Source organism: Pseudomonas sp. R11F (assembly GCF_050312575.1).
GTDB lineage: Bacteria > Pseudomonadota > Gammaproteobacteria > Pseudomonadales > Pseudomonadaceae > Aquipseudomonas > Aquipseudomonas palleroniana.
Window position 1 is genome coordinate 64,962 of the sequence record NZ_JBNPJU010000016.1, and the last position, 21,204, is coordinate 86,165.

A 21,204-nucleotide genomic window follows, 5' to 3' on the forward strand; every position below is an offset into this window, starting at 1 on the left:
GGCGCGTCCTACGACCCGATGTAGCTGGTTTTCACCACGGTGTAGAACTCTTGTGCATAACGACCTTGCTCACGCGAACCATAGGACGAGCCCTTACGGCCACCGAACGGCACGTGGTAATCCACACCCGCGGTCGGCAGGTTGACCATGACCATCCCGGCCTGGGAGTGGCGCTTGAAGTGGTTGGCGTATTTCAGCGACGTGGTGGCAATACCGGCCGACAAACCGAATTCGGTGTCATTGGCCATCGCCAACGCCGCCTCGTAGTCCGCCACGCGGACTACGTTGGCCACCGGACCGAAGATCTCCTCACGACTGATGCGCATGGCGGCTTCGCTGTCGGCAAACAACGTCGGCGCCAGGTAGTAGCCTTCGGTGTCACAGGTCACCAGGCCGCCGCCACTGACCAGCCGAGCGCCTTCGCTTTGGCCGATGTCGATGTATTTCAGATCCTGGTCCAACTGGGCCTGGGACACGACCGGGCCAATATCGGTGCCGCTTTTCAGCGCGTGACCGACAGTGATAGAGCGCATGCGCTCGGCCATGGCCGCGACGAACCGGTCGTGGATGCCGGCCGTGACAATCAAGCGACTGGATGCGGTGCAACGCTGGCCGGTGGAGTAGAACGCACTTTGTACCGACAGCTCGACAGCCTGCTTGAGGTCGGCATCATCGAGGATGATCTGCGGGTTCTTGCCGCCCATTTCCAACTGCACTTTAGCCTGGCGCGACACACAGCTCACGGCGATCTGACGACCCACGCCCACCGAGCCGGTGAAGCTGATGCCATCGACTTTCGGGCTGTTGACCAACACATCGCCGACCACACGACCGCTGCCCATCACCAGGTTGAACACACCGGCCGGGAAACCGGCGCGAGAAATGATTTCCGCCAGGGCCCAGGCACAGCCCGGCACCAGCTCGGCGGGCTTGATCACCACGCAGTTACCGTAGGCCAGGGCCGGGGCGATTTTCCAGGCAGGGATGGCAATCGGGAAGTTCCACGGTGTGATCAAGCCGACCACACCCAGCGCTTCGCGGGTCACTTCAACGTGGACGCCTGGGCGCACCGACGGCACATAGTCGCCGGACAGACGCAGGCATTCACCGGCGAAAAACTTGAAGATATTACCTGCACGCGTCACTTCGCCAATGGCTTCGGGCAGGGTCTTGCCCTCTTCCCGGGCCAGTAGGGTGCCCAGCTCTTCACGGCGGGCGAGGATTTCGCTGCCGACTTTATCCAGCGCATCGTGACGCGTCTGGATACCGGACGTCGACCAGGCCGGGAACGCGGCGCGGGCGGCATCGATAGCGGCGTTGACCTGGGCGACGTCAGCCTTGGCGTATTCGCCGATGACATCGGACAACTCCGACGGGTTGAGATTGACGCAGTAGTCGGTACCGGCCACCCACTCGCCGTTGATGTAGTTTTCAAAACGCTTGGCTTGGGACACAAATCTTCTCCTGACGCAAAAGGCCGCTGATTGCTCAGCGGCCTTGTTGATAAGTTACTGCGGACCTTGCTGGTCGATCAGCGCCGCCAGGGCTTCGTATTCTTCCGGCAGCAAGTCGGTCAACGGGGTACGGACCGGGCCTGCGTCATAGCCGGCGATCTTGGCGCCGGCCTTGACGATGCTCACGGCATAACCCGCCTTGCGGTTACGGATGTCGAGGTAAGGCAGGAAGAAGTTGTCGATGATTTTGGCGACCGTGGCGTAATCGTCCTTGGCAATCGCGTGGTAGAAGTCCATCGCGGTTTTCGGGATGAAGTTGAACACCGCCGAGGAGTACACCGGAACGCCCAGGGCCTTGTAGGCAGCGGCGTAAACCTCTGCAGTCGGCAGGCCGCCGAGGTAGCTGAATCGGTCACCCAGACGACGGCGGATCGACACCATCAACTCGATGTCACCCAAGCCGTCCTTGTAGCCGATCAGGTTCGGGCAACGTTCGGCCAAGCGCTCCAGCAATGGCGCAGTCAGGCGGCAGACGTTGCGGTTGTAGACCACCACGCCGATCTTGACCGATTTACACACCGCCTCAACGTGGGCGGCAACCCCGTCCTGGCTGGCTTCGGTGAGGTAGTGCGGCAGCAGCAACAAGCCTTTGGCGCCGAGGCGTTCGGCTTCCTGAGCGTACTCGATCGCCTGGCGGGTCGAACCGCCCACACCGGCGAGGATTGGCACGCTGCTGGCGCAGGTATCAACAGCGGTTTTCACCACTTGGGAATATTCGCTGGCGGCCAGGGAGAAAAACTCACCGGTACCGCCGGCGGCGAACAACGCCGTCGCACCGTAGGGGGCCAGCCATTCGAGGCGCTTGATGTAGCCCGCCTGGTGGAAGTCACCCTGGGCGTTGAAATCGGTCACCGGAAAAGACAGCAGACCGTGGGAAAGGATGGACTTCAGTTCTTGTGGATTCATTATTCGAACACCCTGGGCAAAGACTTCATGTGAAAGGTATTGTTGGTTTTCGCGATGTCGTACGTCATCGTACAACTATAAATAAATTCGTCAACCGCAATTCATCAGGCTGCAGTGCGCGGGGTGTCTGGACGCGCCTTCTTGACGTAGGAAAATTTTCCTCTATCCTCAAATTAACTGTATATACATACAGTTATCAAGGAAGATTCCTACGACATAGCAAGGAGCTAACATGTCAGATCTTGAACTCGCAGCACCCGAAAAAAGCCCGCCGACATTGCGCTTCGAAGGGGGTGAACACACCGCCATCGGCGACGAAACCCTGTTGCGCTTCGTCAAAGGCGCTCCGGCAATTCCTGCCCACCAGGTCGAGTTGCACCTGCCCAACGGCCTCGCACTGACGTATGGCCAAGTGATCGCCCTGGGCGGCGACTTCTATGGCATCCCCGGTCAACCCATCAGCGATGGCGCGTCCCCTGCCGACCGTGTGCAACGCTTCACGGCAGCGTTTAACTCGCTGGCCGTGCTGCCGGCCTCGCGGGAAGAAGCCAAAAAAATTCTCGCGGTGATGCAAAAGGAGATCAACGCGGTCAACCAGGCCATCAAGGACGGCAAGCAACCCCATGAAGCCTATGACGCTCTGGGTGATACGTTGTCTGAAGAATGGAACCGGATCACCGGCGGCGGCAGTGCGGTTTCGGCGCTGATCCCGCTGGGACGCTACCTGAAACTGGCGGCGGACAATGCCGATCACTTCGGCGAATGGGCGCTTTCGGCCTATCTGGCGGGGCACACGGCGGCACTTCAACAAGCCGTCGTCGCCCATCAGACCGGTACCGACCAGGCATTGGAGCTGGCGTATGCCATGAACAGTTTCGCCGATCACTTTTTGACCGACCTGTTCTCCGCCGGCCATTTGCGCGTACCGCGCAAACAATTGGCGGCCGTGGTGACGCCGGGCGATCTGGGTTCACTGATCAGTCGTTTCATGCACGACGAAGACAGCAAATTCGGACTCAACGTACGCAATGCCATGGGCGATCAGTGGCACGCCTATGGGGACAAACGCTACTTCGATGCGATTGACGCGGCCAATCGCGTACAGGTCAAACGTGCGGTACAGGCTTCAGCGGATGAGATCTTCGACACTTTTATCAGCGGGGTCGCGCCCTCCCCGGCCAACTTCAAGGCACCGCTGTATGTGCCGGACCTGAATGCCGCGCAGAACCCGACGAATAACTTCTCGCCGCTGTTCAAGATGGAGGGAGACAAGGTGCTGCGCCGAAAGGACGTGAATGACCTGAACGACAAGCACTGGACGAATGATTGGTGGGGGTGGAGCACCTACCTGTTGCTCAAGGACTATAAGCCCAACCAGCCCGCCTGACCCTTAACCGCGCTGCGCCTGCGCCTCTTCATGGGCAAGGCGCAGCCGTTCCCGGCTGTTGGTCAGATGCAGCCGCATGGCCGCCCGCGCCGCATCCGAATCCTGCCGCGCAATCGCTTCATAGATTTCTTCGTGCTCACGACTCAAGCGGCTCATGTAGTGCTGCTGGTCATCATGGGCCAGGCGCGCCGAATTCAACCGCGTGCGCGGAATGATGCTGGTGCCCAGGTGGGTCATGATGTCGGTGAAGTAACGGTTGCCGGTAGACAGCGCAATTTCCAGGTGGAATGCAAAGTCGGACGCCACCGCATCACCGGCATGAGCCGCGCTTTCATTCAAGGCGTCGAGGGCGGCGCGCATGGCTGCCAACTGCTCATCACTGCGACGTAGCGCCGCCAGGCCGGCAGACTCCACCTCCAGGCTGATGCGCAGCTCCAGGATCGCCAGCACATCACGCAAGGTCACGACCGTGGCCGGGTCAATCCGAAAGCCGCTGGGGCTTGGCGTGTCCAATACGAAAGTGCCGATGCCGTGACGGGTTTCCACCTGCCCTGCGGCCTGCAATCGCGAGATCGCTTCGCGCACGACCGTGCGACTGACCCCGTGGGCATCCATGATCGCCGACTCGGTGGGCAATTTATCACCGCGCTTGAGCTGGCCGTCGCGGATCTGTTCGGACAACACCGTGACCAGTTCCTGGGCAAGGCTGCGGCGCTTGCGGGGAAGACGAGGGGCGGTGTGGGCGTTATCCATGATGAATCATCTTTTTCGGCGAACTTGAGCACGCATCATAGCCCATGGTGGTTGTACGATCACCGTCCTGTCGCGACTTTCATCTTTATCATCCGCGCAAAAAAATGCCCCGACCCAGGTCGAGGCATTTTCCAGGCAGACCTCAAGGGTCAACCCATTACTTCACCACTTTCAGACTCGGCCGGCCGCTGGGGCGCGGTGGCTCGGTATCCGGTGGTGGCACATCATCGCCATCTTCGCCTTCGATCGATTCGTCATCTGCGAGAGACGACTCCAGATCAAACACCATGCCTTGGCCATTTTCCCGGGCGTAAATCCCGAGGATGGCGCCAATAGGCACGTACAGCGTATGTGGCACGCCGCCGAAACGCCCTTCGAAGCTGACTGCCTCGTTGTCCATGTGCAGGTGGCGCACGGCGCTGGGTGATACGTTCAGGACGATCTGCCCGTCACTGGCAAAACCCTGCGGTACCTGAACCGCAGGAAATTCGGAATTGACCAGCATGTGCGGGGTGCAATCGTTGTCCACAATCCACTCATAGAGCGCGCGGACCAGGTAGGGTCGACTGGAGTTCATCAGCGGCTCCTTAAGCCTTAGCGCATATCGCGTTCGGCACCAGACAGACTCGCCTGGAAAGCCTCACGCGCAAACTGGCGCTCCATGTAATCAAGCAACGGCTTGGCCGGCCGCGGCAGTTCGATACCGAGAATCGGCAAGCGCCAGAGTATCGGTAATAGGCAGCAATCCACCAAGCTTTGTTCCTCACTGAGGAAAAAAGGTTTATCGGCGAACAACGGAGAAACACCGGTCAGGCTCTCGCGCAATTCCTTACGCGCCTGCACCCGAGCGGCTTCTTTGGTACGCGAATCCAGAATCAGATCCACCAACCCGCACCAGTCACGCTGGATCCGATGGATCAGCAGGCGGCTGTTGGCACGCGCCACCGGGTACACCGGCAGCAAAGGGGGATGCGGGTAACGCTCATCCAGGTATTCCATCACCACAGTCGACTCCCACAACGCCAAGTCACGATCGACCAGAGTGGGCAAGCTGCCGTAGGGGTTCACTTCGATCAGCTTCGGCGGCTGACGGCCCGCCTCCACACTGATGATCTCTGCGCTGACACCCTTCTCGGCGAGCACGATACGTACTCGGTGGGAATAGTGGTCGGCGGGGTCGGAGTAACAGGCCAACCGATTGGTCACGCCCATGGCGGTCCTCCTCGCTTGTTGAAATTATCGAAAGCTCAAAAACGAGCGCGCCCAGTGAGCATCTCCGTAACGTCCGGTTCAACCAGACTGCTACATGTTCAGAGATGCCGCTGGGCGCGCAAGATTAACAGCAATTGCTTACGGTTGGATCAATGCACATCCTTCCAGTATTCGCGCTTGAGCAGATAAGCGAATACAAAGAAGAAAGCCAGGTACAGCAATACATAGGTGCCGATACGTTGGTGCTGCAGTTTGACCGGGTTGGCCGAGTAGGCCAGGAAGGTCACCAGGTTCTTGACCTTCTCGTCGAACTGCTCTTCATTCAGCGTACCGGTCTTGGGCACAATGGTCAGTTGATCGCACGCTTCGTGGGTCAACGGCGTACCGGTCAACGGATCATATTGCTTCTTGCCGTCTTCAACGACCTGAACCTGCTTGCATCCTACCACTTGCCGGCCCTGCAGGCTTACCAGAACGTTAGGCATGCCGACGTTCGGGAACACCTTGTTGTTCACCCCCCAAGGGCGCGCCGGATCTTCGTAGAAAGATCTCAGATAGCCATACAGCCAGTCAGTCCCACGCACGCGGGCCACCAGGGTCAGATCGGGCGGTGCCGCACCGAACCAGGCCTTGGCGTCCGCCGGCTGCATCCCGATGTTCATATGGTCGCCAATCTTGGCGCCAGTGAATACCAGCTTGTCGAGCATCACTTCGTGAGGAATGCCCAGGTCGTCGGCGACGCGCTCGTACCGCTGGAACTTGGCGCTGTGGCAACCCATGCAGTAGTTGGCGAACGTGCGTGCGCCGTCTTGCATGGCAGCCTTATCGGACACGTCGATATCGACTTTTTCCAGCTCAGGACCATGTTCGGCCGCGAAGGACAGGAGCGGCAGCGCCGCAAGCATCAAAGCAACGAATAACTTTTTCATCAGCCAGTCACCCTTTCCGGAACCGGTTTGGTCTTCTCGAGCCGGGTGTAGAACGGCATCAGAATGAAGTAGGCGAAGTACAGGAAGGTGCAGATCTGCGACAGCAGCGTACGCTCGGGGGTTGGCGCCAATACGCCGAGTACGCCCAGGATCACGAACGCGATGCAGAATATCCACAGCCAGATTTTGCTCAGCCAGCCTTTGTAGCGCATGGACTTGACCGGGCTTCGGTCCAGCCAGGGCAGCACGAACAGCAGCGCGATCGAAGCCCCCATCGCCATGACACCCATCAGTTTGTCGGGGATCGCCCGCAAGATGGCGTAGAACGGCGTGAAGTACCAGACCGGGGCAATATGCTCAGGCGTCTTGAAGGCGTTGGCCTGTTCGAAGTTGGGTTTCTCCAGGAAATAACCGCCCATCTCCGGGAAAAAGAACACGATCGAGCAGAAGATAAACAGGAAGACGACCACACCGACAATATCTTTGACCGTGTAGTACGGATGGAATGGAATGCCGTCCAGCGGTACGCCATTTTCGTCTTTGTGCTTCTTGATATCTACGCCATCGGGGTTGTTGGAGCCCACTTCGTGCAGCGCCAGGATGTGCAGTACTACCAGGCCGAGAATCACGATCGGCAGGGCTACGACGTGCAGAGCAAAGAAGCGGTTCAGGGTGATGCCGGAGATCAGGTAGTCACCACGAATCCACTGGGTCAGGTCGTTACCGATCACCGGGATCGCGCCGAACAACGAGATGATCACCTGGGCTCCCCAGTACGACATCTGGCCCCAAGGCAGCAAGTAACCCATGAAGGCTTCGGCCATCAGCGCCAGATATATCAGCATGCCGAAGACCCAGACCAGTTCGCGGGGTTTCTGGTACGAACCGTAGAGCAGGCCACGGAACATGTGCAGGTAGACAACGATGAAGAACGCCGATGCGCCGGTGGAGTGCAGCAGGCGCAGGATCGAGCCGTACTCGACGTCGCGCATGATGTACTCGACGGAGGCGAACGCCTCTTCCGCCGACGGGGTGTAGCTCATCGTCAGCCAGACGCCGGTGACGATCTGGTTGACCAGCACCAGCAGCGCCAGGGAACCGAAGAAGTAGAAGAAGTTGAAGTTTTTTGGTGCGTAATATTTGCTGAGATGGTCTTCCCACATTTTAGTCGCGGGGAAGCGTGCATCCACCCAATCCATGAACTTGCTCATCAGGCTTTCTCCCCTTGGTCGACACCAATGACAATGACACTGTCAGTCTCGTAGTGATGGGGCGGAACCGGCAGGTTCAAGGGTGCGGGTTGTGCCTTGTAGACGCGACCGGCCAGGTCGTAGTGAGAGCCGTGGCAAGGGCAGAAGTAGCCACCTACCCAGTCTTTGCCAAGGTCGGCGGGAGCAACTTCAGGACGGAAAGTAGGCGAGCAGCCCAGGTGGGTGCAGATACCGATCAGCAGCAGGATTTCTGGCTTGATCGAACGGATTTCCTTATCGACGTAAGCGGGCTGGTCGGAATTCTTCGAGTCGGGGTCAGACAGTTGACCTTCGATTTTCTTCAGATTCCCCAGGATTTCCTCGGTACGACGAACGATGAATACTGGCTGACCGCGCCACTCAGCAATCATTTGCTGGCCTGGGTCGATCTTGCTGACATTCACCTTCACCGGTGCACCTGCGGCTTTCGCCTTGGCACTGGGAAACCATGACCCCACGAACGGGACCGCAGCCCCCACCGCTCCTGCAGCACCCACCACGGATGTGGCTGCTACCAAGAAGCGACGCCGGCCTGCATTCACGCCGTCATTGCTCATTCAGTCCTCTCCCATCAGCTTTTTGGCCTGTTAAATCAGGCGTCTACTAAGTGTTGAATCTTTACTTATAAAAATTTTGACGGATGGTAATGAAAAGCCCCACGTATGACAAGGGAATTGCCCGGGGCTCCCTCTCCAAGCCTTGTAGTATAGGGGGTCTACGGATGTGGCAAGTTGTCACGGTAAAATTTCTGCATAAATCGCAGGCAATAAAAAACGCCCAGCTCCGTGAGGAGACTGGGCGTTTTTGTGGAACGTAAAGCGAATTAACGCTTCGAGTACTGCGGACGCTTACGCGCTTTACGCAGACCGACTTTCTTACGTTCAACTTCACGGGCATCGCGAGTAACGAAGCCAGCTTTGCGCAGAGCGCTACGCAGGGTTTCGTCGTAGCTCATCAGAGCGCGAGTGATGCCGTGGCGGATTGCGCCAGCTTGACCACTTACACCGCCACCGATAACGGTGACGTAGATGTCGAACTTTTCAACGGTCTCGGTCAGTTCCAGCGGCTGACGAACTACCATGCGGGCAGTTTCGCGACCGAAGAAGTTGTCCAGGGAGCGGTTGTTGATCGAGATGTTACCAGTGCCCGGACGCAGGAAAACGCGTGCGGTTGCGGTTTTGCGACGGCCAGTGCCGTAATTTTGAGTCGCCGACATAATGAACTATTCCGTTAAAACTTCAGTTCTTGGGGCTGCTGAGCAGCATGAGGGTGAGCTGCGCCCGCATAGACTTTCAGCTTGCGAAACATATCGCGACCCAGTGGGCCCTTCGGCAGCATGCCTTTGACCGCGATTTCGATCGGGGCTTCAGGCTTCTTGGAGATCAGGCCTTCAAAGTTGGAAGACTTGATACCGCCTGGGAAACCGGAGTGACGGTAGTACATTTTGTCGCTTGCTTTGTTGCCGGTTACACGAACCTGCTCAGCGTTGATGATCACGATGTAGTCACCGGTATCAACGTGCGGGGTGTACTCAGGCTTGTGCTTGCCACGCAGACGGCTGGCGACTTCAGTGGCCAGACGACCCAGGGTCTGACCAGCGGCGTCGACGACAAACCAGTCGCGCTGAACTGTTTCCGGTTTTGCAGTAAAAGTTGTCATTCTTTAATAGCCTCAGGGGCCGCCTGTAAATTAGACGGCGGATCTTACTGAATAGTGCGTACTTTGACAAGGTCAAAGGCAGCCGGATACAGACGCTATCGGGGGCTCGGGTCGGCGCGTCCGTTCAACGGCAAGATTCTTCGGCAGGCGGCGCATCACTTCCACTGCAGAAAGAGGTGGGCAATTATGCAGATTGCGAAAAAAAATTCAACCTGCTTTTATGATTGTTTTCCCTGAAGGAGTACCCGATGGATTATCGACAGCTGGGCCGTACGGATCTGAACGTGAGCGCGATAGCCTTGGGCACCATGACCTGGGGCGAGCAGAACAGCGAGGCAGAGGCCTTTGCGCAGATCGAACGAGCCAAGGCCGCGGGGATCAACTTCCTCGATACGGCCGAGATGTACCCGGTGCCACCCAAGGCCGACACCTACGCCACCACCGAGCGTTACATCGGCAACTACTTCAAGAGTCGCGGCGACCGGGCTGACTGGATCCTGGCCAGCAAGATCGCCGGCCCCGGCAACACCATCGACTACATCCGCGACGGCTACCTGCGCCACAACCGCAAGCACATCGCCCTGGCGCTGGATGCCAGCCTCAAGCGCCTGCAGACCGACTGGATCGACCTCTACCAGTTGCACTGGCCGGAACGCAGCACCAATTTCTTCGGCCAACTGAGCTACAAGCACAAGGACGAAGACGACCTCACCCCCCTTGAGGAAACCCTCGAGGCACTGGATGAACAGGTGAAGGCCGGCAAGATCCGCCACATCGGCCTGTCCAACGAAACCCCGTGGGGCACCATGAAGTTCCTGGCCCTGGCCGAAGCGCGCGGCTGGAGCCGTGCGGTGTCGATCCAGAACCCCTACAACCTGCTCAACCGCAGCTTCGAAGTGGGCTTGGCCGAAGTCGCCATTCGCGAACAGTGCGGCCTGCTGGCCTACTCGCCCCTGGCCTTCGGCATGCTCAGCGGCAAGTACGAAGGCGGGGCACGCCCGGCAAAGGCACGCCTGACCGAGTACAGCCGTTTCAGCCGCTACTTCAACCCGCAGTCGGAGGCGGCATGCAGCCGTTATGTGGCGCTGGCGCGCGAGCATGGCCTGGACCCGGCGCAGATGGCGCTGGCGTTCGTGACACAGCAGCCGTTCGTGACCAGCAACATCATCGGGGCTACGTCGCTGGAGCAACTGGACAGCAACATCGCCAGCGCTGACCTGAAGCTGTCCAAAGAAGTGCTGGAAGGGATTGAGGTGATTCAGAAGGATCATCCGAATCCTGCGCCTTGATTGACCTTTAGACTGCTATCGGGAGCAAGCCCCCTCCCACATTTTGATCTGTGAATACACTCAAATGTTGGAGGGGGCTTGCTCCCGATGGGGCCCTCAACGACGCCACACCCTCAAAGCGCCCGCGCAATGATTTCCTTCATGATCTCGTTGGTCCCCGCATAGATCCGCTGCACCCGCGCATCCGCCCAGGCCCGTGCAATCGGGTATTCCCACATGAAACCGTAGCCACCATGCAACTGCACGCATTCGTCGAGCACCTTGCATTGCAGGTCGGTCGCCCAGTACTTGGCCATCGCCGCCGTAGGCACATCAAGCTTGCCCTCCAGATGCAACGCCATGCACTTGTCGACGAATACACGGCCGATCTGAATCTCGGTCGCCATCTCTGCCAGTTTGAAGCGGGTGTTCTGGAAATCCGCAATGGCCTTGCCGAAGGCTTTGCGCTCACGGGTGTATTCCAAGGTCCATTCCAACGCGGCCTCGGCGGACGCCAGGGCGCCAATCGCCACGGTCAATCGCTCCTGGGGCAGCTCCTGCATCAAGTAAGCGAACCCCATGCCCGCCTGGCCCAGCAGGTTTTCCCTGGGCACGCGCACGTCCTGGAAAAACAGCTCCGACGTATCCTGGGCCTTCATGCCCACCTTCTCCAAACGCTTGCCCTTGTCAAAGCCAGGCGTATCGGCCTCCACCAGAAACAGGCTGGTGCCCTTGGCGCCGGCCTTGGGGTCGGTCTTGGCTACGACGATCACCAGCTCGGCCAGGAAGCCGTTGGTGATGAAGGTCTTGGAGCCATTGATCACGTACTCATCGCCGTCCAGAACCGCTGTGGTCTTGACCCCCTGCAGGTCGGAACCGGCACCCGGTTCGGTCATCGCAATGGCCGTGACCATCTCGCCCGAGATCAATTGGGGCAGGTATTTGTGCTTCAGCACCTCGCTGCCGTAATGCAGGATGTAGGGCGCGACGATGTCCGAATGCAGAGAGAAACCGATGCCGGTCAACCCCAGGCGACTGATCTCCTCGATCACCACCGCACTGTAGAGAAAGTCCGCGCCCAGCCCGCCATAGGTCTCCGGCAGATGGGAACACAGCATCCCTGCCTCCCCTGCCTTGCGCCACAAGCTGCGGTCGATATAGCCCTGCTTCTCCCATTGACTGTGGAATGGCGCCGCCTCTTTTTCGAGGAAGGTGCGCACGCTCTCGCGAAAGAGTTCGTGCTCGGGACTGAACAAGGTTCCGGGAATCATGGGTCACCTGCAAGAATTGTCGGACAAGGACGAGACCCCAGAGACTATGCCCCGATGGCGTCACGGGACACTGGACACATGCGACAAAAAATAAGACGATCCAGCCGTCTGGTGACCACTTTCCCCTATAAGAATAAATGAAATTATGTCTAACCAAATCTCCACGCCCTTGCGGCGCGTCAGCATTTTGGCCATTGATCGGGTATTCGCTTCTACCCTCATGCAAGCCAAGGATTTCTTCCACCTCGCCAGCCTGCGCTATGGCAAACAGCAGGGCCTGGGCCTGACCCCAGCGTTCGAAACGCGCCTGGTCAGCCCCGACGGGCAACCGGTGCGCAGCTTCAGCGACGTGATCATGCCGGTGGATGGCGGCCTGGAAAACGCCGACATCATTGTGCTGCCGGCTTTCTGGGATGATTTCGACGCCCTGTGCACCCGCTATCCGCAAGTGCTGCCCTGGCTACGCGAGCAACATGCCCGCGGCGCCGTGCTCTGCGGCGAAGCCACCGGGGTGTTCTGGCTCGCTGAGGCCGGCCTGCTCGATGGCAAGGAGGCGACCACCTACTGGCGTTTCTTCAACGCTTTCAGCGAGCGCTTCCCCAAGGTCCAACTCAACCAGGACAAACACCTCACCGACGCCGACAACCTCTATTGCGCCGGCGGCACCACCTCGGCGTGCGACCTCTACATCTACCTGATCGAACGCTTCTGCGGCGCCAACATCGCCCAAGCCGTGGCCCGCGATATCCTCTACGAAGTGCAGCGCAGCTACGCGCCGGGGCGCATCGGTTTTGGTGGGCAGAAGCTGCATCAGGACGTGATCATCCTGCAGATCCAGCATTGGCTCGAAGAACACTTCGCCGACAAGTTCCGCTTTGAAGATGTCGCAAGGGAGCACGGCATGAGCATCCGCAACTTCATGCGCCGCTTCCAGACCGCCACCGGTGACAAGCCGCTGCATTACCTGCAACGCCTGCGAATCGAGACGGCCAAAGGCCTACTCTCGGGCAGCCGCAAGAGCATCAAGACCATCAGTTACGAGGTGGGTTACGACGATGCGAGTTTCTTTGCGCGGTTGTTCAGGCAGCACACGGAGCTGTCGCCGAACCAATATCGCCAGCAGTTCCAGCAAGCGGCCTGAATCAAGGATACGCACAAGGCAAATGTGGGAGGGGGCTTGCTCCCGATAGCTGGGTGCCAGTCACTGTATAGATTGACTGATACACCGCTATCGGGAGCAAGCCCCCTCCCACAGTTTGTGTGTGTGTATAGCGTTCTTAAGGTTTGTGTCCGCGCGACAGGAATTCGTGGGACTGCATTTCCAGCAGGCGGCTCAAGGTACGCTGGAATTCGAAGTTCAAGCGGCCACCGGTATACAGGTCCTTGAGCTCGACCTCAGCCGAAATGATCAGCTTGACGTTACGGTCGTAGAACTCGTCGACCATGTTGATAAAGCGCCGCGCGATGTCGTCGGTGGTGACGCTCATCTGCTCCACGCCACTCAAGATCACCGCATGGAAAATCTTGCCCAGCTCGATGTAGTCGTTCTGGCTGCGCGGGCCATCGCAGAGTGCGCGGAAGTCGAACCAGGCCACGTCATCGCACGTGCGCAGCGCGATGATTTCGCGGTTCTCGATCATCAGCTTGTCGTTTTCCACCGCCTGGGTGCATTCCGGCGTCAGCGCACGGAAGCTCTTTTTCAGGCTCTCGTGGGCCGCTTCGTTCAGCGGGAAGTGGTACAGCTCAGCTTGCTCAAGGTGACGCAGGCGGTAGTCGACGCCACTGTCAACGTTGACGATCTCGGTGTTCTGCTTGATCAGCGCGATGGCCGGCAGGAAGCGCGCACGTTGCAGGCCGTCCTTGTACAGGCCGTCGGGCACGATGTTCGAAGTGGCGACCAGGGTCACGCCGTTCTTGAACAACTCTTCCATCAGGGTGCCGAGGATCATGGCGTCGGTGATGTCGGAGACGAAGAACTCATCGAAACAGATCACCCGCGCTTCTTCGGAGAAGCGCTTGGCGATGATGGTCAGCGGGTTCTTCTCGCCCGGCAGGGTCTTCATCTCTTCGTGCACGCGCTTCATGAAGCGGTGGAAGTGGGTACGGACCTTTTCCTTGAACGGTAGCGCTTCGAAGAAGGTGTCGACCAGGTAGGTCTTGCCCCGGCCGACGCCGCCCCAGAAGTACAGGCCCTTGACCGGCGTGCGGTCTTTTTTGCCAAACAGCTTGCTGAGCATCCCTGGCTTGCTTTGCGAGGCCGCGAGCAGGTCGTCGTACAGGCGCTGCAAATGACGCACCGCGGTTTCCTGGGCTGCGTCATGGAAGAATTCAGGGCGCTTCAGATCAGCTTGATATCGTTCTAGGGGCGTCATAATTTCGTTAGCAAGGCAACAAAAACGGGCCGTCACTGTAGCGACGGCCCCGGATAATGGCAATCAACCCTTGGTCGGGTTAATCCTCGAGGGGGGTCAGCGCGACGCGCAAGGCCGCGATGGCCGCATCGCGCGACTGTTCGTCGGCGAACTCGGCGCTGTCGGCCACGGCCACGCCGTCCAGCCAGACGCTGAAACCCAGGGCTTCGGTGCGCACGTCCAGGGCGTCGCCACTTTGCAGTTGCTTGGTCACCGCGCCAGCGGCTTTACCGTCGGCAAAGTTGCGCGACAGCAGCAGTTGCTCGCCATCGGCGGCCAGCAGGCGGAAGCGGAAGCTACCATCATCTTCACGGAAGCTCACGAAGCGCGCGGCTTTAGCAGCTTTCTTCTTGGCCGCCACCGGCGCTGCCGCTTGATTGACGAACGAACGCAGGCCCACCGCTTCACGCAACTCAGCCAGGAATGGCGCCGCCACGGCACGGGCTTTCTTGGCGCCGATCAGCAGCAGGTCTTCCATGTCGGACGGGCGCGACATCAATTGATGGTAACGCTCACGGGCTTCGTCCAGCTGGCCATCCAGCAGTTGGAACAGACGGTTCTTCGCCTCGCCCCAGCCCAGCCCTTGCAGCAATTCAGCGCGGAACTCTTCTTCCTGCGCCTTGCTGGCGAACGCCTGGTACAGGGTGAACAGGTGCGAGTTGTCCGGGTCTTTGGCTTCGCCGGGGGCACGGGAATCGGTGACGATGCGCGAGATCGCATCCTTCATGTCCTTGGCGCTGGTGAACAACGGGATGGTGTTGTCGTAGCTCTTGGACATCTTGCGGCCATCCAGGCCCGGCAAGGTGGCGACGCTCTCTTCGATCAGCGCCTCGGGCATGGTGAAGAACTCTTTGCCGTTGCCGAACAGGTGGTTGAAGCGCTGGCCGATATCGCGGGCCATTTCCACGTGCTGGATCTGGTCGCGGCCGACCGGCACCTTGTGCGCGTTGAACATCAGGATGTCCGCCGCCATCAGTACCGGGTAGCTATACAGGCCCATGCTGATGCCCGCATCCGGGTCTTCGCCGGCTTCCACGTTCTTGTCCACCGAGGCCTTGTAGGCGTGGGCACGGTTGAGCAGGCCCTTGGCGGCGACGCAGGTGAGCAGCCAGGTCAGTTCGGGGATTTCAGGGATATCGGACTGGCGGTAGAACGTTACCCGGTTCACATCCAGGCCGCCGGCCAGCCAGGTCGCGGCGATTTCCATACGCGAGCGCTGGATGCGTTGCGGGTCATCGCATTTGATCAGGGCGTGGTAGTCGGCCAGGAAGTAGAAGGAATCGGCATTGGCGTCCTGGCTGGCGAGGATCGCCGGACGGATCGCGCCGGCGTAGTTGCCCAGGTGCGGCGTGCCGGTGGTGGTGATGCCGGTGAGGATACGGGTACGAGTCGTCATGGGTAATCGCTTATCAGACTGCTATCAATTCGAGAGGCGCGGCAGCACCAGATCCTTGAGATCGGTCAGCTTGCCATGAAAAAAGTGTCCGCATTCTGCCACTTTCAGCAGCTCATGGGGGCGTTTGAGGGCAGCGGACCAGTCATAGACGACCTGCGGGTCGACCACTTCGTCGGTTTCCGGCTGGATCAGGGTCAGCGGACAGCCCAGCGGCAGCAGGTCGGTATCGCGCAGGCGCATCACCGCAGCCGCCACCATGAACAAGTGCGCCAGCTTTTCGCCCTTGGCTTCCAGGCGCCCACCGAGGCTGGCGGCCACATAGCCGCCGAAGGAAAAACCGAGCAGCGTGATCGGCAAGTCCGGGTGCTTTTCCCGCAGCCAGGCAGCGGCCGCTTCGGCATCATCCACTTCACCGGTGCTCATGTCGTGGGTGCCCGCACTGGCACCGACACCCCGGTAATTGAAACGCAAAGTAATCAAACCGGCATCGCGGGCTGTGCGTTGCAGGGTCGACACGACTTTATTGAGCATGGTCCCACCCTGCACCGGGTTGGGGTGGCAGATCAGCGCCAGGCCACGTGGCTCGGGGTGATCCAGGTACAAGGCTTCCAATTGACCCGCCGGGCCATCGATCAAAACGGGGGTTTCACGCATGAGCAAGGATGAACTCCGTGACCTCTCAAAGGGTCGACTCGTCTAGCTAAAAGTCTGTGCATGGCATCATTGCGAGCTTAATCGCGGTATACAGCGCAGGTCCGAGCCGTTAACGTAAAGCAAAGCCGTTTATAGAGGAAGGACTCGTGGAACACTCGCTCTTAGTTTGGTTGTTGCCGACTCTCGCCCTGGTTGCCGGTGTCGCCATTGGATTCCTGGTTGCTCGCCTGCTGCCGAATGCCGCGCCTAACCGCACGCAGCGTCAGTTGGATGACATTCAGGAACGTTTTGACAGTTATCAGAACGAGGTTGTTACCCACTTCAACAGCACCGCGACCCTGGTCAAGAAGCTCACCCAGAGCTACCAGGAAGTACAGGATCACCTCGCCGATGGCGCCAACCGCCTGGCCCTCGACGACATCACCCGTCAGCGTCTGCTGGCCGCGCTGCATTCCGATGCGCCGCAAGCCCCACGCGAGCGCCTGACCCCGCCACGGGAAAACCAGGAGCCGCCACGGGACTACGCGCCAAAATCGCCGAACGCTCCCGGCATGCTGGATGAGCATTACGGCTTGAAGAAATAAGTCATTTTTCAAGCACACAAAAAGCCCGGCTGATCGCTGATCAGCCGGGCTTTTTGTTGGGTGCTCACTCTCAAGCACACCAGAGATCCACTGTGGGAGGGGGCTTGCCCCCGATAGAGATCTATCAGTTACAGATGCTGTGACTGACCCACAGCCATCGGGGGCAAGCCCCCTCCCACACTGACCGAGTACGACCTTAAGCCGGTTGTTGTTCCCGCAGTTGCCCACCCTCGATCCGCACATGCCGCCCATGGAATCGCTTGAGGCTGCTGCGGTGGCCGACGCTGACGATGCTCAGGCCCGGCAGTTCATCGATCAGCGCTTGATAAAGTGTCGCTTCATCCTCTTCATCCATGGCCGAGGTCGCCTCGTCCATGTACAGCCATTGCGGTGCGAACAACAAGGCGCGGGCAAAGGCCAGGCGTTGCTGCTCACCGGGTGAAAGCATGCGCTGCCAGTGGTTGGCTTCATCAAGGCGGTCGACCAGATGCGGCAAGCGGCAGGTTTGCAGCACCTGTGCATAACGTTCTGGTGGGTAGACGCTGTCGTCCTGTGGGTAACTCAGTACGGCCTTGAGCGTGCCAATCGGCAGATAAGGCTTTTGCGGCAAGAACAAGTAACGCGCGGCCGGCAGGAGAATGCTGCCGTGGCCCGCCGGCCACAGGTGGCCCATGGCCCGCAACAGCGTACTTTTGCCGCTGCCGGAACGCCCGCTGAGCATGACGCGCTGGCCGGGCTCCACGGTCATATCCGCATCAGTGAGCAGGTGACGGCCATCGGCCAGGTCCATGCCCAGGTTCTTCACCACCAAGCGTTCGCCTTCGGGGCGTACATCGATGGCGGGCGTACGTTGCTCGTTATCACTCATCGCCTGGTGGAAGCTCAGCAGACGGTCGCTGGTGGCGCGCCACGACGCCAGTTCCGAATACGCGCTGATAAACCAACTGAAGTTCTCTTGCACATTGCCGAACGCCGAGTTGATTTGCATCAGCTCGCCCAGCTCGATCTTGCCGGCGAAGTAGCGCGGTGCAGCGACAATAAACGGGAAGATGATTGCGATCTGGCTGTAACCGGCGGTGAAGAAGGTCAGGCGCTTGGACACTTTCATGATGTCCCAGAAGTTATGCCAGACTTTGCCGAAGCGCGCGCTCAAGCGTTGGTTTTCATTCGGCTCGCCGTTGTACAAAGCGATGCTCTCGGCATTCTCGCGCACGCGCACCATGGAGAAACGCAGGTCCGCTTCGAAGCGTTGTTGTTGGTTGCTCAAGCCGATCAGGCGACGGCCGATCAGATGCGTCAACCAGCTGCCGACGGCGGCGTACAGCAGCGCACACCAGAACATGTAGCCGGGGATGGTGACGCCGAACACTTCGATACTACCCGACACGCCCCACAGGATGATCGAGAACGACACCAGGCTGACCACGTTGCGCAGCAGGCCCAGGCCCAGGCTCAAGGTGCTGGAGGTGAAATTGTTGAGGTCTTCGGAAATCCGCTGGTCCGGGTTATCGGTGTAACCGCCCTGCTCCAGTTGGTAGTAGTTCTTGTCGGCGAGCCAACGTGCGAAGTGTTTTTCGGTCAGCCAGGCACGCCAGCGGATCGTCAGCATCTGAGTCAGGTACAGCCGATACACCGCGCCAAGAATCGCCACGGCGGCGATGCCGCCGAAATAGCCGATCAATTGCCAGAAGGCTGCCGTGTCCTTCTTCTCCAGAGCGTTATAGAAATCCTTGTACCAGTGGTTGATCCACACGGAGATGGCCACGCTGAACAGCGACAGGCCGATAACTGCAGCCAGCAACAGCCAGGCCTTGCCCTTCTCTTCACTGCGCCAATAGGGCGTGATCATCGCCCAGGTTCGGCGAAAAAAATGCCCACGCACCGCGTCGTTGACCGCGCAATACTCAGCGTTCTGGTTCATTGTTCAGGCTCGGTAGGAAAAAATGACAGGCGTTTGAACCGATCTTAGACGATCGGTTCAGGGCTCCGTGCAGCCTGAAGAAGATTGTTCAGACTTTGTTCAGCGCCGTACCGGGCGTTTCTGCAATTTGCGCTGCAGGGTCCGGCGATGCATGCCCAGGGCGCGGGCAGTGGCGGAAATATTGCCTTCGTGCTCAGTCAGCACACGTTGGATGTGCTCCCACTGCAAACGGTCCACCGACATCGGGTTTTCCGGCACCAGGGTGTCGAGGTCGGCGTGCTCGGAGAGCAAGGCCGCCAGCACGTCGTCGGCGTCCGCCGGTTTGCACAGGTAGTTGCAGGCGCCGCGCTTGATCGCCTCGACGGCGGTGGCGATGCTGGAATAACCGGTGAGGATCACCACGCGCATTTCCGGGTCGAGTTCCAACAGCTTGGGCAGCAGCACCAGGCCGGAATCGCCGTCCATTTTCAGGTCGAGCGCGGCGTAGTCCGGCAGGTCGGCCTGGGCAATGGTCAGGCCCTCCTCGGCGGAACCGGCGGTGCTCACGCGAAAACCGCGACGGCTCATGGCCCGCGCCATGACGCGGGTAAAGGTAGCGTCGTCATCTACCAGCAACAGGTGTGGCAGTTCTTCGCCTTCGACTTGGATCTCGTCACTCATCGATATCTCCTCGTGCGACACGCGGCAGGCGCAGCTCGGTAAGCGTGCCACCTTCCTCATGACTATAGAGCTTCACTGAGCCGCCCGCGCGGGTCACGCTGGCCTTGCTCAAAAACAGGCCCAGGCCGAAACCTTTGCCCTTGGTGGTAAAGAAGGGTTTGCCGATCTGCTCGGCAATGGCCAGCGGCACGCCCGCACCGTGGTCACGAATGCTGATGGTCACGTTTTCCGCATCCCAATCCAACTGCACGCCCAAGCCCTCGGGGCAGGCGTCGGCCGCATTGTTCAACAGATTGAGCAGCGCCTGGGTCAGGTCCGGCGGTGGCGCCAGGCGCGGTACGCTGCCCTGCCCCAGCAGATGAAAACGGTAACTGGCTTCGGGGCGCATCAAGTGCCAGCGGTTCAGAGCCTCGTCGAGCCACTGGGTCACCTCCTGCATTTGCACCGCCATGCGACGATTGGCTTCGGCAGCGCGCACCAGTTGTTGCAAGGTCAGCTTGCACTGTTTGACCTGTTCGCGCAGCACACCGAGATCTTCTTGCAGTGCGGGGTCGTGGTGATCCTGGGTCATCTCGTTGAGCAGCACGCTCATCGTCGCCAGCGGCGTGCCCAGCTCATGAGCCGCACCGGCCGCCTGAGTGGCGACCGCCAGCAATTGCTGGTCACGCAGCCCCTCTTCACGACGAATGGCGCGCAGTTCTTCCTGGCGGCGCAGCTCCTCGGCCATGCGTGCCGCAAAGAAGGTGATGACCGCGGCGGACAATGCAAAGCTCAGCCACATGCCGTAGATCTGCAGGTTTTCCCGGGCGATGGGGAAGGTTTGCAACGGATAGAACTGTGCCAGCAACAAGGTGTAGAGCGTCAGCGCAATGCCCGACAGCACCACCGAGTAACGCCACGGCAACGTCACGGCGGCAATGGTCAGCGGCACCAGGTAATACGACACGAACGGGTTGGTGGACCCGCCGGAGAAATACAGCAACACACTGTGGATAAACAGGTCACAGGCCAGTTGCAGGGCGTATTCAAGCTCAGTCACAGGCCACGTGGTGCGCAACCGGATCGCGGTGAACGCACACAGCACCGTGGAGAAGCCGAGGGTCACGGCCAATTGCAGCCACGGCAACGGCAGCAGGTCGAACCAGTAGGCAAGCCCGACCGAGCCGGCCTGGGCGGCCAGCACCAAGGTACGAATGAACGTCAGGCGCCAGAGGTTCTGGCGGGTGGCGGAAGTCAGTTTTACGGCGGCGAGCATGAGCTCTCCCGATGAGCGCAGCAGGCGGATCGGCAGGAGTATAAACGAAGCGGACCGCCCGGCACGGCATCTGTGGCTCTTTGACGCAGGCCGGGCAAATGACCGTTCGTCGCCATTCCCCAACTTGTAGCGAATGTGTAAACCCGAAGAACCCGACGCCGCCGTCTACAGTCA

Annotated in this window: 21 protein-coding genes; 4 read left to right on the forward strand and 17 right to left on the reverse strand. The window is 59.6% G+C overall.

All coding sequences use genetic code 11. The features are described 5' to 3' along the window. Nucleotides 1-8 precede the first annotated feature (8 nt). Nucleotides 9-1,454, reverse strand: a complete 1,446-nt coding sequence (locus tag ACQRBV_RS04725; RefSeq protein ID WP_090366775.1) for an aldehyde dehydrogenase family protein — start codon at nucleotides 1,452-1,454, stop codon at nucleotides 9-11. Nucleotides 1,455-1,508: 54 nt separating this feature from the next. Continuing rightward, on the reverse strand, nucleotides 1,509-2,420 hold the full coding sequence (gene kdgD, locus ACQRBV_RS04730; protein ID WP_411985264.1) for a 5-dehydro-4-deoxyglucarate dehydratase: 912 nt from the start codon (nucleotides 2,418-2,420) through the stop codon (nucleotides 1,509-1,511). A 232-nt stretch (nucleotides 2,421-2,652) separates the two neighbouring features. Here kdgD and ACQRBV_RS04735 point away from each other — a divergent pair, with 232 nt between their 5' ends. After that, entirely contained in the window at nucleotides 2,653-3,807 is a 1,155-nt protein-coding gene (locus ACQRBV_RS04735; RefSeq protein WP_411985263.1) for a phospholipase, read from the forward strand. A 3-nt stretch (nucleotides 3,808-3,810) separates the two neighbouring features. Here ACQRBV_RS04735 and ACQRBV_RS04740 read toward each other — a convergent pair whose 3' ends face one another. The 8 genes from ACQRBV_RS04740 to rplM form a co-directional block, all read right to left on the reverse strand. After that, nucleotides 3,811-4,560 (reverse strand): FadR/GntR family transcriptional regulator, encoded by a 750-nt coding sequence (locus ACQRBV_RS04740; protein ID WP_411985262.1) that lies wholly within the window; start codon nucleotides 4,558-4,560, stop codon nucleotides 3,811-3,813. A gap of 157 nt (nucleotides 4,561-4,717) precedes the next feature. Then, nucleotides 4,718-5,137, reverse strand: coding sequence for a ClpXP protease specificity-enhancing factor (locus tag ACQRBV_RS04745; protein WP_060754919.1), 420 nt, complete (start codon nucleotides 5,135-5,137; stop codon nucleotides 4,718-4,720). A 17-nt stretch (nucleotides 5,138-5,154) separates the two neighbouring features. Then, a complete protein-coding gene (locus tag ACQRBV_RS04750) occupies nucleotides 5,155-5,772 on the reverse strand; it encodes a glutathione S-transferase N-terminal domain-containing protein (protein ID WP_060754918.1) in 618 nt (205 codons plus the stop codon). Nucleotides 5,773-5,921: 149 nt separating this feature from the next. Next, complete coding sequence (locus ACQRBV_RS04755) at nucleotides 5,922-6,701, reverse strand: cytochrome c1 (RefSeq protein ID WP_060754917.1); 780 nt, start codon at nucleotides 6,699-6,701, stop codon at nucleotides 5,922-5,924. Then, nucleotides 6,701-7,912 (reverse strand): cytochrome b, encoded by a 1,212-nt coding sequence (locus ACQRBV_RS04760; protein ID WP_060754916.1) that lies wholly within the window; start codon nucleotides 7,910-7,912, stop codon nucleotides 6,701-6,703. Before ACQRBV_RS04760 ends, ACQRBV_RS04755 begins: the two co-directional genes overlap by 1 nt. Beyond that, the gene (gene petA / locus ACQRBV_RS04765) at nucleotides 7,912-8,508 is read right to left on the reverse strand and encodes a ubiquinol-cytochrome c reductase iron-sulfur subunit (protein ID WP_060754915.1); all 597 of its coding nucleotides are present in this window, start codon (nucleotides 8,506-8,508) and stop codon (nucleotides 7,912-7,914) included. The genes ACQRBV_RS04760 and petA overlap by 1 nt, the downstream gene beginning before the upstream one ends. 266 nt (nucleotides 8,509-8,774) lie before the next feature. Beyond that, nucleotides 8,775-9,167 (reverse strand): 30S ribosomal protein S9, encoded by a 393-nt coding sequence (rpsI, locus tag ACQRBV_RS04770; RefSeq protein WP_016971570.1) that lies wholly within the window; start codon nucleotides 9,165-9,167, stop codon nucleotides 8,775-8,777. A 14-nt stretch (nucleotides 9,168-9,181) separates the two neighbouring features. Next, the gene (gene rplM / locus ACQRBV_RS04775) at nucleotides 9,182-9,610 is read right to left on the reverse strand and encodes a 50S ribosomal protein L13 (protein ID WP_060754914.1); all 429 of its coding nucleotides are present in this window, start codon (nucleotides 9,608-9,610) and stop codon (nucleotides 9,182-9,184) included. Between the two features lie 248 nt (nucleotides 9,611-9,858). Between rplM and ACQRBV_RS04780 the strand changes: the two genes are divergently transcribed. Then, on the forward strand, nucleotides 9,859-10,899 hold the full coding sequence (locus ACQRBV_RS04780) for an NADP(H)-dependent aldo-keto reductase (protein ID WP_244384334.1): 1,041 nt from the start codon (nucleotides 9,859-9,861) through the stop codon (nucleotides 10,897-10,899). Between the two features lie 113 nt (nucleotides 10,900-11,012). Here the strand turns inward: ACQRBV_RS04780 and ACQRBV_RS04785 are convergent, their stop codons facing one another. Next, entirely contained in the window at nucleotides 11,013-12,149 is a 1,137-nt protein-coding gene (locus tag ACQRBV_RS04785; protein ID WP_411985261.1) for an acyl-CoA dehydrogenase family protein, read from the reverse strand. A gap of 220 nt (nucleotides 12,150-12,369) precedes the next feature. Here ACQRBV_RS04785 and ACQRBV_RS04790 point away from each other — a divergent pair, with 220 nt between their 5' ends. Next, nucleotides 12,370-13,290, forward strand: a complete 921-nt coding sequence (locus ACQRBV_RS04790; protein ID WP_174554048.1) for a GlxA family transcriptional regulator — start codon at nucleotides 12,370-12,372, stop codon at nucleotides 13,288-13,290. A gap of 136 nt (nucleotides 13,291-13,426) precedes the next feature. Here the strand turns inward: ACQRBV_RS04790 and zapE are convergent, their stop codons facing one another. The 3 genes from zapE to ACQRBV_RS04805 form a co-directional block, all read right to left on the reverse strand. Beyond that, complete coding sequence (gene zapE, locus ACQRBV_RS04795) at nucleotides 13,427-14,521, reverse strand: cell division protein ZapE (protein WP_060754910.1); 1,095 nt, start codon at nucleotides 14,519-14,521, stop codon at nucleotides 13,427-13,429. A 79-nt stretch (nucleotides 14,522-14,600) separates the two neighbouring features. Next, nucleotides 14,601-15,956 carry a tryptophan--tRNA ligase gene (locus tag ACQRBV_RS04800; protein ID WP_244384340.1) on the reverse strand — a complete coding sequence of 452 codons (1,356 nt, stop codon included), beginning with the start codon at nucleotides 15,954-15,956 and terminating at the stop codon, nucleotides 14,601-14,603. A gap of 24 nt (nucleotides 15,957-15,980) precedes the next feature. After that, nucleotides 15,981-16,610: an alpha/beta hydrolase gene (locus ACQRBV_RS04805; RefSeq protein WP_060754908.1), complete on the reverse strand. Its 630-nt coding sequence runs from the start codon at nucleotides 16,608-16,610 to the stop codon at nucleotides 15,981-15,983. Nucleotides 16,611-16,756: 146 nt separating this feature from the next. Here ACQRBV_RS04805 and ACQRBV_RS04810 point away from each other — a divergent pair, with 146 nt between their 5' ends. Then, a complete protein-coding gene (locus ACQRBV_RS04810) occupies nucleotides 16,757-17,194 on the forward strand; it encodes a YhcB family protein (RefSeq protein WP_060754907.1) in 438 nt (145 codons plus the stop codon). A gap of 196 nt (nucleotides 17,195-17,390) precedes the next feature. Here ACQRBV_RS04810 and ACQRBV_RS04815 read toward each other — a convergent pair whose 3' ends face one another. The 3 genes from ACQRBV_RS04815 to ACQRBV_RS04825 form a co-directional block, all read right to left on the reverse strand. After that, the gene (locus tag ACQRBV_RS04815; protein ID WP_090366783.1) at nucleotides 17,391-19,115 is read right to left on the reverse strand and encodes an ABC transporter ATP-binding protein/permease; all 1,725 of its coding nucleotides are present in this window, start codon (nucleotides 19,113-19,115) and stop codon (nucleotides 17,391-17,393) included. Nucleotides 19,116-19,214: 99 nt separating this feature from the next. After that, on the reverse strand, nucleotides 19,215-19,775 hold the full coding sequence (locus tag ACQRBV_RS04820) for a response regulator transcription factor (protein ID WP_003171731.1): 561 nt from the start codon (nucleotides 19,773-19,775) through the stop codon (nucleotides 19,215-19,217). Continuing rightward, nucleotides 19,768-21,030: an ATP-binding protein gene (locus tag ACQRBV_RS04825; RefSeq protein ID WP_060754905.1), complete on the reverse strand. Its 1,263-nt coding sequence runs from the start codon at nucleotides 21,028-21,030 to the stop codon at nucleotides 19,768-19,770. Before ACQRBV_RS04825 ends, ACQRBV_RS04820 begins: the two co-directional genes overlap by 8 nt. Nucleotides 21,031-21,204 lie beyond the last annotated feature (174 nt).

Coding starts and splice junctions, on each gene's coding strand:
- ACQRBV_RS04820 (WP_003171731.1), bottom strand. CDS start 19,775: ATGAGTGACGAGATCCAAGTCGAAGGCGAAGAACTGCCACACCTGTTG.
- ACQRBV_RS04780 (WP_244384334.1), top strand. CDS start 9,859: ATGGATTATCGACAGCTGGGCCGTACGGATCTGAACGTGAGCGCGATA.
- ACQRBV_RS04825 (WP_060754905.1), bottom strand. CDS start 21,030: ATGCTCGCCGCCGTAAAACTGACTTCCGCCACCCGCCAGAACCTCTGG.
- ACQRBV_RS04800 (WP_244384340.1), bottom strand. CDS start 15,956: ATGACGACTCGTACCCGTATCCTCACCGGCATCACCACCACCGGCACG.
- rplM (WP_060754914.1), bottom strand. CDS start 9,610: ATGACAACTTTTACTGCAAAACCGGAAACAGTTCAGCGCGACTGGTTT.
- zapE (WP_060754910.1), bottom strand. CDS start 14,521: ATGACGCCCCTAGAACGATATCAAGCTGATCTGAAGCGCCCTGAATTC.
- ACQRBV_RS04750 (WP_060754918.1), bottom strand. CDS start 5,772: ATGGGCGTGACCAATCGGTTGGCCTGTTACTCCGACCCCGCCGACCAC.
- ACQRBV_RS04785 (WP_411985261.1), bottom strand. CDS start 12,149: ATGATTCCCGGAACCTTGTTCAGTCCCGAGCACGAACTCTTTCGCGAG.
- rpsI (WP_016971570.1), bottom strand. CDS start 9,167: ATGTCGGCGACTCAAAATTACGGCACTGGCCGTCGCAAAACCGCAACC.
- petA (WP_060754915.1), bottom strand. CDS start 8,508: ATGAGCAATGACGGCGTGAATGCAGGCCGGCGTCGCTTCTTGGTAGCA.
- ACQRBV_RS04815 (WP_090366783.1), bottom strand. CDS start 19,115: ATGAACCAGAACGCTGAGTATTGCGCGGTCAACGACGCGGTGCGTGGG.
- ACQRBV_RS04755 (WP_060754917.1), bottom strand. CDS start 6,701: ATGAAAAAGTTATTCGTTGCTTTGATGCTTGCGGCGCTGCCGCTCCTG.
- ACQRBV_RS04790 (WP_174554048.1), top strand. CDS start 12,370: ATGCAAGCCAAGGATTTCTTCCACCTCGCCAGCCTGCGCTATGGCAAA.
- ACQRBV_RS04805 (WP_060754908.1), bottom strand. CDS start 16,610: ATGCGTGAAACCCCCGTTTTGATCGATGGCCCGGCGGGTCAATTGGAA.
- ACQRBV_RS04735 (WP_411985263.1), top strand. CDS start 2,653: ATGTCAGATCTTGAACTCGCAGCACCCGAAAAAAGCCCGCCGACATTG.
- ACQRBV_RS04760 (WP_060754916.1), bottom strand. CDS start 7,912: ATGAGCAAGTTCATGGATTGGGTGGATGCACGCTTCCCCGCGACTAAA.
- kdgD (WP_411985264.1), bottom strand. CDS start 2,420: ATGAATCCACAAGAACTGAAGTCCATCCTTTCCCACGGTCTGCTGTCT.
- ACQRBV_RS04745 (WP_060754919.1), bottom strand. CDS start 5,137: ATGAACTCCAGTCGACCCTACCTGGTCCGCGCGCTCTATGAGTGGATT.
- ACQRBV_RS04740 (WP_411985262.1), bottom strand. CDS start 4,560: ATGGATAACGCCCACACCGCCCCTCGTCTTCCCCGCAAGCGCCGCAGC.